This window comes from Pseudoalteromonas carrageenovora IAM 12662 (assembly GCF_900239935.1).
Taxonomy (GTDB): Bacteria; Pseudomonadota; Gammaproteobacteria; order Enterobacterales; family Alteromonadaceae; genus Pseudoalteromonas; species Pseudoalteromonas carrageenovora.
On the sequence record NZ_LT965928.1, the window covers coordinates 925,940 to 942,488 of the forward strand.

Consider the following 16,549-nt stretch of genomic DNA (forward strand, 5'->3'; position numbering starts at 1 on the left):
ATTTGAAAATAAACATTAGTACAACGTTTAGTTTGCCCATACAATGCGCAAAAATAGCCTGTGCATGTTTAATAAGTTCACGTTTTCTCTGCAATTTTTTATTGTTCAAGTAAACTATAAGCAATGTGCATTTTTAAATTTTAAGGTTTTAAGATGATTGAGTATCCGGTAGACCAGCTCCCACAACTCATAAACGACTTGATGCAATGTGAAACAACAGAGCGAAAAAATAAACTCTTAGCAGATGCACAGTTAACGCTCTCAACAGAGCACTTATCATTACTGTTTGAAGCGATACCTAAAGAGCAGCGTCTTGAAATATGGCAGTTATTAGATGAAGACACGCAACACGAAATTTTTGTTAATTTAAGTGACGATAGCTGTTTATGGCTATTGCAAACACTCGATGACACCGATGCGTTTAAGTTACTCGACGAAGTTAACGTAGAGGAACTGCTAGAGCTTGAAGAAGTTATCCCAGAGCGTTTTGTTGAGTATGCAAAAAAGCAACTCGATGAAGCACAAACAAAGCAATACGACTTAGCGCAGCAATATCCGCCAGAGCAATTGGGTCACTGGCTAGGTTTTGACTTTTTAAAAGTGTCGGAAAAACTAACCGCCGGTGGTGCTAAAAAGTTATTACATAAAGGCTTACCTCAATACAGTGAAGTTATTTATTTAGTTAGCCGTAAAGGGAGCTTAATAGGTGAGGTGGCTGTAAACGATTTAATTAAAGCCAATGATGGCGATAATTTAATGACGCTTGCCAATCATGACTTTTCATCATTGCATGCTGATGATGATTTATATGAAGCTGCTGAAGTGGTTATTCACTCAGAGCAAATGGCAATGCCGGTAGTTAACGCAGATAATAAACTATTAGGGCGTTTGACGATTGCCTCAGCATACGAGTTACGCCAAGAAATAACCGACGAAGCAGCTGCTAAAGCCGGTGGTTTACGTGAAGACGAAGACCTATTTGCAAGTGTTCGCAAAAGTGCTAAAAACCGCGGTATTTGGTTAGGTATAAATTTAGCGACTGCTTTTTTAGCATCGTGGTTTATCGGTTTATTTGGCGCAACGATAGAGCAAGTAGTTGCACTTGCGGTATTAATGCCTGTAGTTGCCTCTATGGGGGGAATTGCAGGTAGCCAAACCCTTACCGTTATTGTACGTGGTTTAGCGCTTGGGCAGGTTACTGACTCTAACCGTAATGCTTTACTTAAAAAAGAGCTACGAGTAGGTGCTGTAAATGGGTTGGTTTGGGCATTTGTGATAGGTGCGCTTACTTACCTGTGGTTTAACGACATAATGCTGAGCATAACTATTACGGTGGCTATTTTATTAAACTTAGTTGCTGCGTCATTAGCGGGTGTAGTTATACCGTCGATTTTAGACAAAATGAAAATAGATCCTGCGTTATCGGGTTCGGTAATTTTAACCACCGTCACTGATATTGTTGGATTTGTAACCTTTTTAGGCTTAGGCAGCTTGTTGCTTTTATGAGCTTTTTGATCAGGAAAATATAATGACTTTTGATGTCATGATTTGGTGTGCTATTGCGCTGTGTATTTCACAATCAGCAATATTTTCGGGCCTAAACTTAGCGTTTTTTTCACTAAGTAGATTACAGCTCGAGATGGAAAGTGCAAAAGGCAATGAAGCAGCAATTAAAGTGATGGCGCTTCGTAACGACTCTAACTTTTTACTATCGACTATTTTATGGGGCAATGTAGGTATAAACGTATTACTTACATTGCTTTCTGATTCGGTACTTATGGGCGCAAGTTCGTTTTTATTTTCTACAATTGCTATTACTATTATTGGTGAAATAACACCACAAGCCTATTTTTCGCGTAATGCGCTTAAAATGGCAAGCTTGCTTTCGCCGCTTATTAAGTTTTATCAAATACTGTTTTATATTGTAGCTAAACCTACTGCGCTGGTTCTTGATGCATGGCTAGGTAAAGAAGGTATTACCTACTTTGCTGAGAGTGAATTAAGAGGCATTATTCGCAAACATATAGAAGCAGAAGAGGCTGATGTTCAACATGTAGAAGGTATTGGCGCACTTAACTTTTTTAGCCTTGATGAAATAAGTGTCACAAAGGAAGGGGAAGTTATAGACCCTGATTCAATTATTGCACTGCCAACTAAATTAGATTTACCAATATTCCCTGAGCTTACTTTAAGCGCCGATAACGACTTTTTACGTAAGTTACATAAATCAGGCTATAACTGGGTAATTATAACCAATGAGGAGGGTTGGCCTTTACTTGTTGTTGATGCTGATGGCTTCTTACGTTCAGCGCTTTTTGAGCCTGACACGTTTGACCCATATCACTATTGCCACAGGCCTATTATAGTGGCTGACGAAACAATGCGTTTAAGCGACGTTATTTTAAAAATACGCGCAAGTCATTCTTTAGATAAGTCGTTTGATGGAGCAATTGACCACGACGTAGTATTGGTGTGGGGCGATGAGAAACGCATTATTACTGGTGCTGATATATTTGGGCGGTTACTCAAAGGTATGAGCGCCCCAAAACTTGAACTTCATGAAAATACAGAAAAGCCGCTATAAAGCGGCTTTTTTATTGTGCAGAGTAGGGCTTATGCCCAGCCTTCGTAACGTTTACGACGCGATAACACAATTGTTAGTATAATACCTAAAAACAGACCTAAAAACGCAATTGCACCACCGTAAGTGAGTAGTTGGCGTTTTTCTTTAGAGCTTGCAGCTTGCTTTTGAACACGCTCTTGTTCAAGAGTCGTTTTAAGCTTAGTAATTTGTGCAGATAACTGCTGGTTTTGATCTGTCAGTGTTTGAGTTTGTTCTTGCAACTGTGGAAGCTCTATTTGTGCTTGGCGTAGCTTTTCTTGCATGGTACTCATTTCACTGCTTAGCGTTTTGTATTGCTGATGTAAGCCTGCGGTTTGTGAAATAAACTTAGCTTCTACCCAGCCTTCACGATCTTTATCGTCTTTTACTTTAATAAAGCCGTTTTCTTCGCTTGATAATAAAGTTAACTGTGTACCTGCATCTACAGAACCCAATAACCGATAATTTTTACCTGCACCCGAGCGCATAAATGTATATAAATTGTCGATAATATAAGCGGTGTTTGCATTTGTTGAATTTGCTGGTTGAGCTTCTTCTGCATGGCTCATAAATGTGGTGGCTGTTAAAAGTAGCCCAAATAAACAGTGTTTTAGCATTTATCTACCTTGTTGGTCTTACCGAGTCCGTTATTGTCGTGATTTTTATTTCACATAAGTAGTCAGATAGTATGGATTTAATAGCGCAATAGCAAGGTTGATATTGTAACCCAGCTAAGGCTCAGGTCTTAAAATAAGGCTAAAAAATTTGCATTGTTAAGGCGCTTTGTTTATTTTGGGCACTTATTTATTTTAAAGGTAATCCGCAGACCGAATGGATACTGAGATAGAACTGAAGTTTTTGGTATCAGATGCCGTAATTCCACTGATCCCCTCGTTAATTACTCAATTTGCAAAAACGGTTAATAATAAACCGTCACGCAGCTTACAAAACGCATACTACGATACACCAAGCCGTGAGTTAAGAGCGCTTGATATTGGCTTTAGAACCCGGTGTGCCGACAGCCAATGTGAGCAAACTATAAAGCTTGCAGGTGAAGTAGTCGGTGGTTTGCATCAGCGACCTGAGTATAATTTACCTATTGATTCTAACCGTCCTAATTTAATGGCGTTTGATGCCTCTATTTGGCCGCACGGTATGCAAGTAAGTGCTATTTCTAAAAACTTGTATCCAATATTTAGTACTAACTTTATCCGCCGCACCTGGTTAATAGAAACCGAAAGTGGCGCTAAAATTGAAGTGGTACTTGATAAAGGCGAAATTGCAGCAGCAGGTAAAATTGAAATTATCAGCGAGCTTGAAATTGAATTGGTTGAAGGTAGCCGCAGTGAGCTATTTGCTTTAGCCGATAAGCTTGTTAGTCAAAACTGTATTCGCTTAGGTTTGTATTCTAAAGCGGCACGTGGTTATCGCCTTGCGGACGAAAATCCATTAATGCCAAGCAAATCTATTGGTTTTGTAAAATTACCAAATTCTGCGAGCCAAGAGAAAGCACTTATAGAAGCCATGAATTTTGGTATTCGTTTTGTGCAAAAACATGAGCAGTGTTATTTCGATAAGCCAAGTTTAAAAACGCTCAAGCGTGTTACCGATGGCATTAGCTTAATTCGTCATACATTTTGGCTTTACGACGATATAGTTTCCAAAGAAAGCACCGATCATCTTCGTACAGAGCTTAAATGGCTTTTAAGTGAATTAGCATGGGTAGAAAATGCAATTCAACTTAAAACATACACGTCTAAACGCCATGCTTTTTATAAAAAAATTAATGCAGCGCCAGCACTTGCTCAAGTTATTGGTGATTTAAAAGAATTACAGCCAAGCATTGATGATATAAATGCACTGTTTCATAGCGCTCGATATAATCGCTTATTGTTATCGTTAACTACATGGTTAATAGACAAGCATTGGCGAAAAGATTGGGGGCAAGTTGAGCTTCAAGCAGCAGAGCAAAGCGTAGCGTCTATCGCTAAAAGACTTTTTAATAAAGATTGGAAAAACCTTCACGAATTATTACCTAAAGAAAAAATGCTTGATGTAATTGCGTATTTAAACTTGCGAACCCAGCTTGAAAATAGCTTACTGAGTGGTAATTGTTTAGGCTCATTATTTGATAAAGAAGAGCGTTTAGAGTTTAGATTACCTTGGCTTGATATTTCTCATGGTATATATGAGCTAAGTACTCTTGAGTATCTAAAGCAGCTTTGCGCAGGACAAGAGGACGAGCAATTAGCTAAAATTCAATCTTGGCTTGAGCAAAAATCTGAGTATTTAGTAAGTGCTATGGAGCAAAGCCGTTTAGCTTCATTTGATATAGAGCCTTACTGGCAATAATGAATAAGCACTTTTGTAAAATCATTAAATTACAAAAGTGCTTTTTATATACAGCGTTAGCAGTAAGTTTTAATATAAAAGCTGAAACATTCTGGCACTTATATAAAAGCAAAAATGGCGTAAGCGTATACTATCAAAGCCATAGTAATAATACTTTTGAAGTAAAAGCGCAGATGAGCGTGGAACATGTATCCACCAATGATTTTTTAGAGCTACTTAGCGATACCGATGCCGCACCCCAATGGCTCGAAAATGTATCTCTAGTAGAGGTTATTAAGCACATAAGCCCCCATGAAAACCTTGTATATAGCTACTTTGACTCCCCTTGGCCAGTAGCCAATAGAGATAGTATTACTTACTCTTGTTACTCAAAAATAAATGCTCAACAAAGTAAATTACTTATTGCGGCACGCCCTAATGCTCTTTCTGAAAAAGAAAATGCTGTAAGAGTACGTACATTAAATGCAACTTGGCTACTCACTCAGCAAGCGAGCGCTTTACATATTGAGTATCAAATATATGCGCTACCTAGTGGAGCTATTCCTACGTGGCTTAATAATAAAGTGGGTCTAAAAAGTACCTACAAAACTTTAATTAATCTACGAAATATACTTATCCAAAAAAGTTACGCCGCCACATTACCTGTTATACAAGCAGGAAAATGTAACTAGGGCGTGTTGATCTTTGCGGATTGAAATTTGTTCAATCTAGGGGCGATAAAATCGCGGCGCGAGGTTTGTAACCTAGTGGGCTAAGTAAAAACCGAGTAAAGCTTCCGCGTCCTGCTCACGCCCCTTACCTACATCCATGTAGGCAACAAAGAGTTTATCGCCCCTAGGCAGAACCCGAAGGGCAGCGCATGTTTGGCATTTATGCTGCGTTATCGCCTATTTATGGGGAGTAACCACACTTCATAGGCTCCGCCTTGCTTAAAAACCAAACATGCTGCTGCAAATTCACCCACCAAAGTTCAACACGGCCTAAAAAATGTGAGGTTGAATAATAATTTTATGGTGAGTTTAGTGTTCGTTAACTAAGCTATTAATTATAAGAAACTTAGTAACTATATTTAGGAGTGCTGATGAAGTTTGTAGTTACGTTATTATGCTTATTACATTGTTCATGCTTATTTGCCAAAGAATACACATTTGGTGTAGTGCCTCAGTATGAATCTCAAAAGCTAAATGCTATTTGGCAACCCTTGCTTGAGCAAGTATCTAAACAAACAGGCATAAAAATTAGATTAGTAACCGTTGAGTCTATTCCAGTGTTTGAACAAGCGTTTGCTAATGGGGAGTACGACTTTGCATACATGAACCCATGGCACAGCGTAATTGCTTTTGAAAAACAGGGCTATTTACCTCTAATAAAAGACGCAAGCAGAAAGCTACAAGGTGTGTTAGTTGTTAACGAAAATAGTGGAATTGATAATGTTAATGAATTAGAGGGCGCTGAAATTGCCTTTCCCGCGCCTAATGCATTAGGCGCATCTTTATTAATGCGTGCCGACTTAGCTTTACTTTATGGCTTAAAAATAAAACCAGTTTATGTACAAACTCACTCCTCTGTATATCTAAACGTTGCTCTTAACTCTACCAAAGCGGGCGGTGGGGTGCTAGGTACATTAAAGCAACAATCTAAAAGCTTACAAAGTAAGCTTAAAATTATTTATAAAACGCGTGAAATAAGCCGCCATCCAATTGTTGGCCACCCTCGAGTAAAAGAGCAAGTACAGCTAAAAGTACAGCAGGCTATTTTACAAATAGGTAAAAACCCTAGCTACAAACATTTACTTGAGGGTATCCCTATTAATATCCCTGAAGCTGCTACTTTAGCTGAATATCAGCAGTTATCCCGTTGGGGATTACGTGAGTTTTATGTTGAAAATTAGAGGGTTTAGAAGTTTAAGGGCGCAAAGCTTTATTGTTGTATTGCTTTGTGGTTTGCTGATGGCCAGCCTATTTATATTTTATGCTTTGCCAGAGCAAGCTCGCTGGGTAAATGATGATTTATCAAAGTCGGCGCAGCGATCGCTTGTTCAGCTATCAACATCAATTACTACACCATTACTTACCAGACAATATGCAGAGTTATACGAAGAGCTAGACAGTCAACTGCAAATACACCCAAATTGGAAAGGCATTAAAATTATTGATGCGCAAACAGGAAACCAACTATACCCGCTTGATGATTGGATAGGCACCGCCAATCATGGCGATATGCTACTTACCCAGCAGGTTGAATTTTTAGATAAACCACTTGCCTATATTAGCTTAGTCGTTAATTTTAAAAACGAAATTGATCAGTCTTCAAAGCTCCACTACACGCTGATCTCTATACTGTTAATGATTTTAGCTATTGTATTTATAGCTGTAGCCTGGCTTGTTGATTATAGGGTTACATCGCCACTTAGAGAGTTAAAGCAGTCATTTGTACGTTTAGCAAAAGGCGATTTTGATTGCCATATTGAAAAAAAGCAAAAAAATGAAGTAGGCAGTGTGATCAGTGCTTTTAATAATATGGTTAACGAAGTTGCAAGCAATCATCAAAAGCTAAACAGTTTACGTATTCAAGCTGAGTCAGCAAGTAAGGCGAAGTCTGACTTTATGGCCAGTATGAGCCACGAATTAAGAACACCGCTTAATGCTATTTTAGGGCTTGCACAGCTATATGAATATGATGAGCAAGCCAATAAAATACATAAGGAAAACGGTCAAAGCATTTATCAAGCAGGTGAGCATTTATTATTACTAATAGATGATGTACTTGATTTAACGGCAATAGAGTCGGGTAATATGCAGTTCACCTTTGATTATGCCCCATTAAAAAGCATTTTAGAGAGCTCAGTAGAGCTTGTTAGTGAGCTTGCCAAAGGCCAGTCAATCTTAATCCATACTCAAGGTTTTGACGAGCTTGAAGGGTTAAGCATCTACGTAGACCAACGACGCTTTAAACAAGTTATGCTTAACTTACTATCTAATGCCATAAAATATAATAAGCCTGATGGCAGTATTAATATTAACTGCAGAGTATTAAGTAATAAACAATGTGAAATAGACGTTGTGGATACCGGATGTGGTTTTGCGCCAGGCGATATTAACCGGTTATTTAAACCTTTTGACCGCTTAGGAGCCGAAACCAGCAAGGTGCATGGCACCGGAATAGGCTTAGTGATAACTAAGCAATTAGTAGAACGAATGCAAGGCGCGCTTAGAGCTGTGAGCGAGCAAAACAAAGGATCGTGTTTTACTTTAACATTTAACTATTTTGAACAAGAAAATCAGCCTTTAGCAGATCATACACGTAAAGTAACAAAGCAAAACCTAAGCACAGTAAGCCTCCCTACGCTTGAAGTATTGGTCGCTGAGGATCAGGTTACTAATCAGCAAGTATTAAAGCAGCAGCTCACTATGTTAGGTGTAAGTTCAACCTTTGTAAGTAATGGAGAACAAGCATGGCAAGCATTGCAAAACAGCTCGTTTGATATTTTATTAACAGATATTCAAATGCCTTTACTTGATGGGCTTGGGCTTGCTAAAAAAATACGTAATGCTCGCCAATTTAATGAATTAGTTATAATAGCCATCACAGCTAACATTACTAAAAACAATATAGATAATTGTTGTAATGCAGGTATGAATGGGTTTTTAACTAAACCTATTGAGCTTGTTAAGCTTAAATCTCTGCTCATGGAACACTCTCAAACCATGATGAATACACAGCCTCAGCAAAGCAAATTAGCAGGTGTAAAATCAAGCGCATTTGATCAATTAGATCTTCCTTTGCTTAGATCAATGCTGGGTGATGACCCGATGGTACATTGCATGGTGTTTAATGCTTTTTTACAAACTGCGGGTGAGCAGGTAAAGCTTGCAGGGGCATATGCTAAAAATAACAATTTCACAGATTTAGCGTTTCAAACTCACGCATTAAAATCGTCTTCTAAATCAGTAGGAGCTATTAAATTAGCAGATATATGTCAAAAAATTGAATCACTTGCAGAAGGTAATTCAATTAATATTGAACACATGCAAAACCTAGAAGTATCGTTTAACGAGGTGGTTACTCAACTTAAAAGCTACTGCTTAAGGTATGAAAAACAGACATAAAAAATGGCTCAACTTGAGCCATTTTTTGCGTATTATAAAAGTGTTTAATATTTAGCAGCTTGACCGTTTTTAGGAAGTGATTGCTCAATAAAATCACGTAGGTCGTTATTAGAGCTTTTTAAATCGGCATGGCGAAGGTACATCATATGGCCACTGCGATAACCTTTAAAACTTAAACGGTTTTTCATTTTTCCGCTTGGGTCTAATTGCCATAGAGTATATTTTGCATCAAAGTAATTAGTTGCGCCGTCAAAATAACCTGATTGAATCATCACATTAAGGTATGGGTTTTGCGCCATAGCTAAACGTAAATTTTCACCGGTATTATTACCTGTTCTATCCCACGGATGGACATTTCCAAACAGGTTATATTTTACATCTGTTTTATAGTTTAGTTCTTCACGTAAATAGTGATTAATTGCAGGAGTGAAAGAGTGTAACCAAGAAGTAAGCTCAGCCCAGTAATCAGGTGACTCACCTGAATCGCGCTTATCTATACCTAAATAACGAGAATCTAAACGGCCTACTGTTTGTCCTCTTTCACGTAATAATTCTTTCCAAAAAAATTGAGTTGGAATATCTAAGTTATTTTGCTCAACAAATTTTTCTGATAAACCTGCATAGTGCGCCATTTTTTTAATAATACGACGTTTTTCATCAGCTTCAATAAAGCCGCCTTTAGCGAGCGCAGGAATTAATTCATTGACTGTAAATTGTTCTACTTCAGGTAATAAGTCATCTAAGTCTTTAGCTTGTAGGTCTGCACTAAGTGCTTTGTGATACCAAGCAGTCGCGGCAAAGTAAGGCAAGCGATTAGCCGCTTTGATTGGGCCGTCGCGTTTTATACCAATATCGGTTGGCGAAACTAATACAACCCCATTAATGTACATCCATTGGCTGTTTTGAAGCTCATGAGCAAGCCCTGATACGCGCGTAGTACCATAGCTTTCACCAATTAAAAATTTAGGAGAGCGCCAACGCTCAGCTCTATTTACAAATGTATTTAGCCACTCAGCTAAATATTTAATGTCGGCTTTTACGCCAAAAAACATTTCTTTTTGCTGAGTCTTTGATAAAAGCTCGCCTTTATCATTTTCTAGCACGCGTGAGTAGCCTGTATTTACTGGGTTTACATACACAATGTCGGCAATATCAAGAACAGAATAAGGGTTATCTTTTACGCCATAGGGCTGAATAGGGTAGCCTTCGTCATCGATTTTTAACACTCTTGGGCCAGTATAAGCCAAGTGCATCCAAACAGAAGCCGAACCTGGCCCGCCGTTAAATGAAATAAGTAATGGACGACTTGCTCTATCGTCTACCTTATCGCGAGTATAGTAAGTGTATTGTAGTGTAGCAACCGCATCGCCTTTATCATCCCACACTGGCTGTGTGCCTGTAGTTGCAGTGTATGAGAAGCGCTCGCCATTAATTTTGGCTTTATGCTGGGTAACAACTTTACTGTCTACGTCAATACGGCGTTGGTTGTCTGCAAATGACGAGGTAGTTATAATTATGGCAATGATAGTTATTGGTAAACTTATAATACGACTAAGCTTCATGAAAGGTCCTTATTATTGTTGATACACCATTAAAAACATTAATGACATAAATAACAAAAGTATTGAGACAAGTGGCCGATAATATTGGTTAAGTAAAATATGCTCTTCCCTAGGTTGAAAAAATTGAGCATTGGTGAGTCTACATGGCCCAAAAGAACGTATAATATATCTTAAGGCTCCACGGCTGCTTGTAATATTTAGGTTATTGCAAAAATCGGTTACATTACACATCGTCTGTATGATAATAAATACAAGTCATTTTAAAAAGTAAATGGATTTTTCTTTTTAGCATTTCATAGCACTCACACCGGATGTTTAAATTAAAGTTATTTAGTAATCAGGCTGAATAGTTTAAGTGTTGTATTTGTAGCACGGCTACAAATTTATTAAAGGTAAGAGAAGCTTTATGCAAAGAGTATTAGTGGTTGAAGACAGTAAAGTAGTACAGCAGGTATTACGCCACTTAACTGCGCAGTATCTCGATGTGGCAGTTGATTTTGCTTGGTCTTTAGCTGAATGCGAAGCGTTTGTAGATAAACACGACTATACATTAGCATTGGTTGATTTAACCTTACCTGATGCTCCCAATGGTGAAGTTGCAAAGTACACTTTGTCTCATAAAATCCCCACTGTTGTGCTCACTTCAAAAATAGATGAATACAAGCGCCAGCAAATGCTAGAGCTAGGTGTGATCGATTACGTTATTAAAGATAACCGCGACTCATGCCATTATGCCGTTAAATTAGTTGCACAGCTTTTAAGAAACCAAGGATGCAAAGCCTTAATTGCAGATGATTCACTACTAAGTCGCTCGTTAATGAAGCAAATGCTTGAAAAGCAACTGTTTGATGTAACCGATGCACACGATGGGCAGCAAGCACTTGAAATATTAAAAGCAAACCCAGACATTAAACTGCTGATGACAGACTATGCAATGCCCTCAATGGATGGCTTTGAGCTGGTTAAAGCAGTACGTAACTTTAGAGGCCGCGATGATTTAGGGATTATTGGCCTATCTGGAGCTGGCAAACATGGTTTATCGGCGCGGTTTATTAAATATGGCGCAAATGACTTTTTAACAAAGCCATTTATGAACGAAGAGTTTCATTGTCGTGTGCTGCAAACTATGGAGCAGTTGTCATTAATTGCTGACATAAAAGAGAGCGCGCACAGAGATCATTTAACAGGCTTACACAATCGACGCTATTTTTATCAATATGCTGAAAAGCTACTAAAAAATAAAAACCAAAACAATACTCTCGCGTTACTCGATATCGACTTTTTCAAAAATATTAACGATACATTCGGCCATGAAGGGGGCGATCAAGCCTTAAAACAAGTGGGGGCGTTAATACGTACAACATTTGCTAAATTTACAGTAGCCCGTGTGGGTGGAGAAGAGTTTGCCATTATTTTACCTGAAATAGAGCTTTCACGAGGGCGTGAATACTTTGAAGCTTTCAGAAAGAAAATGGCGAATTATGATTTCTCAATCAGTGATAAAGCACTGAAAATTACGACCAGTATAGGCTTAGCTGATTTTCAAAATACAAGTTTAACTGATGCAATGCGCACAGCGGATAAAGCCTTGTACGAAGCTAAAAAACAAGGCAGAAATTGTGTTGTTTAGCACCTTTAAAGCCCCGACATCGGTGCAGCACTAAATGGTGCACCAATGTAGCTGAGTTGTAAAAAAAGCGCACCGTGTTGGTGCGTTTTTTTTGTTTTTAGTTACTCATTTCTATTTAAGTTTATGAAATTTAATAATTTTTAATAGTGGCACAAAGGTTGGATTGTTTAAGCCAACAGGATAACAATAAAGAGTCCGAGGGGCCGCTATGAAAATGATTAGTGCAATCATAAAACCATTTAAATTAGATGACGTGCGTGAAGCACTCGCTGATTTAGGAATTGAGGGGATGACAGTAGTTGATGTTAAGGGTTTTGGACGTCAACGAGGTCATACAGAGTTATATCGTGGTGCAGAATACCAAGTCGATTTTATTCCTAAGATCAAACTTGAAATTGCAACTCGTACTGAAAATTGCCAACGCGTTGTTGAAGCAATCACTAAAATTGCTTCAACAGGTAAAATTGGTGACGGCAAAATTTTCGTGTACGACTTAGATCAAATTGTTCGTATCCGTACTGGCGAACTTGATGAAGAAGCAATTTAAGGGGGCTGATTAATGGAAAACACAATTGTAGAACTCAAATTTTCACTCGATACCTTTTACTTTTTGATATCGGGAATATTAGTAATGTGGATGGCAGCAGGTTTTGCCATGTTAGAAGCGGGTTTAGTTCGCTCTAAAAACACCACTGAAATTTTAACTAAAAACGTGGCGCTGTACTCTATCGCATGTACCATGTTTTTATTAGTTGGCTACAACATCATGTATGTAGACAACGGCGAAGGCGGCATTATCCCTTCGATAGGCGCATTAATTGGCACAGAAGCGGCCGATGCTGACCATTCATTAGAATCTGACTTTTTCTTCCAAGTAGTATTTGTTGCAACGGCTATGTCGATTGTATCGGGTGCGGTTGCTGAACGTATGAAGTTATTTGCTTTCTTAGCATTTGCAGTTGTTTTAACTGGTTTTATTTACCCAATGGAAGGTTACTGGACATGGGGCGGCGGTTTCTTATCAGAAATGGGCTTTGTTGACTTTGCAGGCTCTGCAATTGTTCATGGTGCCGGTGCTGCAGCTGCCTTAGCGGGTGTAATTCTGTTAGGTGCTCGTAAAGGTAAATACGGTAAAAACGGTGAAATTTACCCAATTCCAGGTTCTAACTTACCACTTGCTACATTAGGTACGTTTATTTTATGGATGGGTTGGTTTGGTTTTAACGGTGGTTCGCAATTACTTCTTTCAGATAAAGAAAATGCAACGGCTGTAGGTCAAATTTTACTTAATACTAACGCTGCTGCTGCAATGGGTGCAATTGCTGCACTGTTTGTATGTAAAGTGTTATGGGGTAAAGCTGATTTAACTATGGTACTAAACGGCGCATTAGCAGGTTTAGTGGTTATTACAGCAGACCCACTTTCACCATCTCCATTAATGGCTTGTTTACTGGGTATTTTAGGTGGTTCACTGGTTGTATTTAGCATTGTTGCTCTTGATAAAGCTAAAATTGATGACCCAGTGGGTGCAATCTCTGTACACGGTGTGTGTGGCGCGCTAGGTATTATGTTAGTACCTGTATCTAACGGCGATGCTAACTTTGTAACACAGCTTATTGGTTTAGTGACTATCTTAGCCTTTGTTTTTGTAGCTTCATTTATTGTATGGGCTATTTTAAAGCAAACTATGGGTATCCGCGTAACCGAAGAAGAAGAGTTAAGCGGTATGGACCAACACGATTGTGGTGTTGATGCTTACCCAGAATTTGTATCTGTTCGCAGTAACTAATTCAAAAAATTTATATCATTATGTGTTCTGCAAAGCCCTACCTCAGTAGGGCTTTTTTTCGTTTCAGGGAAGGTTAACTTTTCAGGTGTTAGGCTATACCCAATATGCTAAGCTCACACTCGTGAATAAACCTTGGAATAAATTACACTTAAATGGCTGATAACAAAAAAACACCCAGTAGTAAAACCACTCCTAAGCGTGCATCTAAAGCAACCAGCTCGCCGCGTAAAGCTAAATCAAAAACGACTAAAAAAACTTCAAACACTGTTGTTAAACGCTCATTTATGAGAAAAACATGGTCTATTTTTTGGAAATTGAGCTTAGCTGTTTTTATTGCTATGGCGATGTACTTTATTTATTTAGATTCAAAAACAACACGTATATTCGAAGGCAATAAATGGCAGTTACCAGCTCAAGTATACGCTCGGTCTATGGAGTTTTACCCAGGGCAGTTTTTATCTAGCCAAGAGGTTGTATGGGAGCTTGAACGCCTCAATTATTCGTCAGTTAATAGGCTAAGCCGCACAGGACAGTTTGTAAAAACAGCCGACAGTATAAAAATTTATCGCCGTGATTTTGAATTTTACGATGGTCTTGAAGAATCACATATTATTGAACTGCGTTTTGCAGGGCAAAAAGTAGCAACCATTAAAGATAAATTTGGTAGGCGCCTAAACAGTGCTCGCTTAGAGCCTGTGCAAATAGCACGTATAGGTAATGATTCAAAACAAGATAGAGAATTTGTACCGCTCGATAAATTCCCATCCATGTTGAAAGATACGCTACTGGTGGTAGAGGATCGTGATTTTTATCAACATCATGGTGTGTCGGTATTTTCTATTTTGCGCGCGCTCTATTCAAATATTAAAGCAGGGCGCACCGTTCAGGGGGGGAGTACCTTAACGCAGCAGCTTGCAAAAAATATATATCTTACGCGTGAACGCTCTTTAGTTCGCAAAATAAATGAAGCGTTTATAGCGCTTATTTTAGATTACCGTTATTCAAAAGATCAGATTTTAGAAGCTTACTTAAATGAGGTTTATTTAGGTCAATCTTATAACCAAGGTGTGCACGGCATGGGCCTTGCGTCTGAATTTTATTTTTCAAAACCAGTTGATGAACTAGAATACGATCAAATTGCATTGCTGGTGGCTATGGTTAAAGGGCCGTCTTACTACAATCCTCGTCGTTACAAAGAGCGCACTATGGAGCGCCGCGATTTAGTACTGCGCTTAATGGTCGAAAACAAACTTTTAAGTACTAAAGAGTACCGTGCATCGCTTAAACGCCCAATTGATATTGCGCCAATGAAAGCAAGCTTACAAAAATCTTACCCTGGTTATTTAGAACTCGTTAACAGAGAGCTCAACAAGCTATTGCCTGATCAGCAAACCCTTGACGCGGGTGTACGTGTGTTTACTTATTTTGACTTGCAAAAGCAAACTGCAATGGAAGAGTCAATTCAAAAAAGTTTGCCGTATTTAGAAAAACGCCCAAATACAAAAGAGCTTGAAGCGGCGATGATTTCAGTAAACGTCGAAAAAGGCGGTGTATCGGCTTTAGTTGCAGGGCGCGATGTACGTTACTCAGGCTTTAACCGAGTATTAGATACTAAGCGTAATATAGGTTCATTGGTTAAACCTGCCGTTTATTTAACGGCATTACAGCTACCGCATTATAATTTAGCAACTTTGCTGGATGACTCCCCAGTACAAGTAACTAATGAGCAAGGTAAAATATGGCAACCAGAGAACTTTGATCACCAATATCGTGGCGCAATGCCGCTCTATAAAGCATTTAGTAAAAGTATAAATATTCCAGCTGTTAATTTAGGTCTTGATGTTGGGGTTGATAAGGTAGCAAACACCCTAAGAGACCTTGGTGTAAAAGGGCGAATTGGCGAGTACCCATCTTTATTACTAGGTGCTTTAGAAATGTCGAGCTTTGAAGTGGCTCAGCTTTATACAACAATAGCTGGTGATGGTAAGTACAAAGAGCTTACTGCAATTTCAGCCTTAACTGACTCTGTGGGTAAAGTACTTTATAAGCATGAGGTAAAAGCCGAGCCTCGTTTTGACACTGCAGCAATGTATATGACTAAATATGCGATGAAGCGAGTAACTAAAGACGGCACTGCAAAACGCTTAAATTTACACTTTCCATCAATCCAGTTAGCAGGTAAAACTGGCACCAGTAATGATTTACGTGATAGCTGGTTTGCAGGGTTTGATCAAAATACAGTTACGGTAGCGTGGCTAGGCCGAGATGATAACAAGAGCACCGGTTTAACAGGCAGTGTAGGGGCACTAGAAGCGTATATTCGTTATTTAAAACCTCTTAACCCGCAAGCAATAGCAGATACACGCCCACCTTCAATACGCTGGGCATTTGTGAACGAACAAACCGCTAAGCAAGCCCCTCCAGGGTGTGGCAAGGTCATTCAGTTACCACTGAGAGCCAGTGAGTTTGAACCAAGACCGCAATGTATACGCTAACTTATAAAGC

The 16,549-nt window shown here is 38.8% G+C and carries 12 protein-coding genes; 10 read left to right on the forward strand and 2 right to left on the reverse strand.

Annotated features, from left to right (window positions below):
* Window positions 1-153 precede the first annotated feature (153 nt).
* Window positions 154-1,506 carry a magnesium transporter gene (locus ALFOR1_RS04255; RefSeq protein ID WP_104642171.1) on the forward strand — a complete coding sequence of 451 codons (1,353 nt, stop codon included), beginning with the start codon at window positions 154-156 and terminating at the stop codon, window positions 1,504-1,506.
* 22 nt (window positions 1,507-1,528) lie between these two features.
* Complete coding sequence (locus tag ALFOR1_RS04260; RefSeq protein ID WP_104642172.1) at window positions 1,529-2,584, forward strand: DUF21 domain-containing protein; 1,056 nt, start codon at window positions 1,529-1,531, stop codon at window positions 2,582-2,584.
* 29 nt (window positions 2,585-2,613) lie between these two features.
* On the opposite strand, the gene ALFOR1_RS04265 is transcribed toward ALFOR1_RS04260, so the two are convergent.
* Entirely contained in the window at window positions 2,614-3,219 is a 606-nt protein-coding gene (locus tag ALFOR1_RS04265) for a TIGR04211 family SH3 domain-containing protein (protein WP_058547242.1), read from the reverse strand.
* Between the two features lie 214 nt (window positions 3,220-3,433).
* On the opposite strand from ALFOR1_RS04265, the gene ALFOR1_RS04270 reads away from it, so the two are divergent.
* From ALFOR1_RS04270 to ALFOR1_RS04285, 4 genes are all read left to right on the forward strand, one after another.
* On the forward strand, window positions 3,434-4,954 hold the full coding sequence (locus tag ALFOR1_RS04270) for a CYTH and CHAD domain-containing protein (protein WP_058547243.1): 1,521 nt from the start codon (window positions 3,434-3,436) through the stop codon (window positions 4,952-4,954).
* Entirely contained in the window at window positions 4,954-5,625 is a 672-nt protein-coding gene (locus ALFOR1_RS04275) for an START domain-containing protein (RefSeq protein ID WP_058547244.1), read from the forward strand. Before ALFOR1_RS04270 ends, ALFOR1_RS04275 begins: the two co-directional genes overlap by 1 nt.
* Before the next feature lie 410 nt (window positions 5,626-6,035).
* Window positions 6,036-6,845 (forward strand): phosphate/phosphite/phosphonate ABC transporter substrate-binding protein, encoded by an 810-nt coding sequence (locus ALFOR1_RS04280; RefSeq protein WP_058547245.1) that lies wholly within the window; start codon window positions 6,036-6,038, stop codon window positions 6,843-6,845.
* On the forward strand, window positions 6,832-9,063 hold the full coding sequence (locus ALFOR1_RS04285; RefSeq protein ID WP_104642173.1) for an ATP-binding protein: 2,232 nt from the start codon (window positions 6,832-6,834) through the stop codon (window positions 9,061-9,063). Before ALFOR1_RS04280 ends, ALFOR1_RS04285 begins: the two co-directional genes overlap by 14 nt.
* 44 nt (window positions 9,064-9,107) lie before the next feature.
* Here the strand turns inward: ALFOR1_RS04285 and ALFOR1_RS04290 are convergent, their stop codons facing one another.
* Window positions 9,108-10,625, reverse strand: coding sequence for a S10 family peptidase (locus ALFOR1_RS04290; RefSeq protein ID WP_104642174.1), 1,518 nt, complete (start codon window positions 10,623-10,625; stop codon window positions 9,108-9,110).
* Between the two features lie 406 nt (window positions 10,626-11,031).
* On the opposite strand from ALFOR1_RS04290, the gene ALFOR1_RS04295 reads away from it, so the two are divergent.
* The 4 genes from ALFOR1_RS04295 (at window position 11,032) to mrcB (ending at window position 16,539) form a co-directional block, all read left to right on the forward strand.
* Window positions 11,032-12,255, forward strand: a complete 1,224-nt coding sequence (locus ALFOR1_RS04295) for a response regulator (RefSeq protein ID WP_104642175.1) — start codon at window positions 11,032-11,034, stop codon at window positions 12,253-12,255.
* Window positions 12,256-12,463: 208 nt separating this feature from the next.
* Complete coding sequence (locus ALFOR1_RS04300; RefSeq protein WP_004587162.1) at window positions 12,464-12,802, forward strand: P-II family nitrogen regulator; 339 nt, start codon at window positions 12,464-12,466, stop codon at window positions 12,800-12,802.
* Between the two features lie 12 nt (window positions 12,803-12,814).
* The gene (locus ALFOR1_RS04305; RefSeq protein WP_058547249.1) at window positions 12,815-14,044 is read left to right on the forward strand and encodes an ammonium transporter; all 1,230 of its coding nucleotides are present in this window, start codon (window positions 12,815-12,817) and stop codon (window positions 14,042-14,044) included.
* 152 nt (window positions 14,045-14,196) lie between these two features.
* Window positions 14,197-16,539, forward strand: coding sequence for a penicillin-binding protein 1B (gene mrcB, locus ALFOR1_RS04310; protein WP_104642176.1), 2,343 nt, complete (start codon window positions 14,197-14,199; stop codon window positions 16,537-16,539).
* Window positions 16,540-16,549: the final 10 nt, after the last annotated feature.

What these genes read in the sequence shown, in the direction of transcription:
- ALFOR1_RS04255 (WP_104642171.1), top strand. Translation starts at nt 154, where the DNA reads ATGATTGAGTATCCGGTAGACCAGCTCCCACAACTCATAAACGACTTG.
- ALFOR1_RS04260 (WP_104642172.1), top strand. Translation starts at nt 1,529, where the DNA reads ATGACTTTTGATGTCATGATTTGGTGTGCTATTGCGCTGTGTATTTCA.
- ALFOR1_RS04265 (WP_058547242.1), bottom strand. Translation starts at nt 3,219, where the DNA reads ATGCTAAAACACTGTTTATTTGGGCTACTTTTAACAGCCACCACATTT.
- ALFOR1_RS04270 (WP_058547243.1), top strand. Translation starts at nt 3,434, where the DNA reads ATGGATACTGAGATAGAACTGAAGTTTTTGGTATCAGATGCCGTAATT.
- ALFOR1_RS04275 (WP_058547244.1), top strand. Translation starts at nt 4,954, where the DNA reads ATGAATAAGCACTTTTGTAAAATCATTAAATTACAAAAGTGCTTTTTA.
- ALFOR1_RS04280 (WP_058547245.1), top strand. Translation starts at nt 6,036, where the DNA reads ATGAAGTTTGTAGTTACGTTATTATGCTTATTACATTGTTCATGCTTA.
- ALFOR1_RS04285 (WP_104642173.1), top strand. Translation starts at nt 6,832, where the DNA reads ATGTTGAAAATTAGAGGGTTTAGAAGTTTAAGGGCGCAAAGCTTTATT.
- ALFOR1_RS04290 (WP_104642174.1), bottom strand. Translation starts at nt 10,625, where the DNA reads ATGAAGCTTAGTCGTATTATAAGTTTACCAATAACTATCATTGCCATA.
- ALFOR1_RS04295 (WP_104642175.1), top strand. Translation starts at nt 11,032, where the DNA reads ATGCAAAGAGTATTAGTGGTTGAAGACAGTAAAGTAGTACAGCAGGTA.
- ALFOR1_RS04300 (WP_004587162.1), top strand. Translation starts at nt 12,464, where the DNA reads ATGAAAATGATTAGTGCAATCATAAAACCATTTAAATTAGATGACGTG.
- ALFOR1_RS04305 (WP_058547249.1), top strand. Translation starts at nt 12,815, where the DNA reads ATGGAAAACACAATTGTAGAACTCAAATTTTCACTCGATACCTTTTAC.
- mrcB (WP_104642176.1), top strand. Translation starts at nt 14,197, where the DNA reads ATGGCTGATAACAAAAAAACACCCAGTAGTAAAACCACTCCTAAGCGT.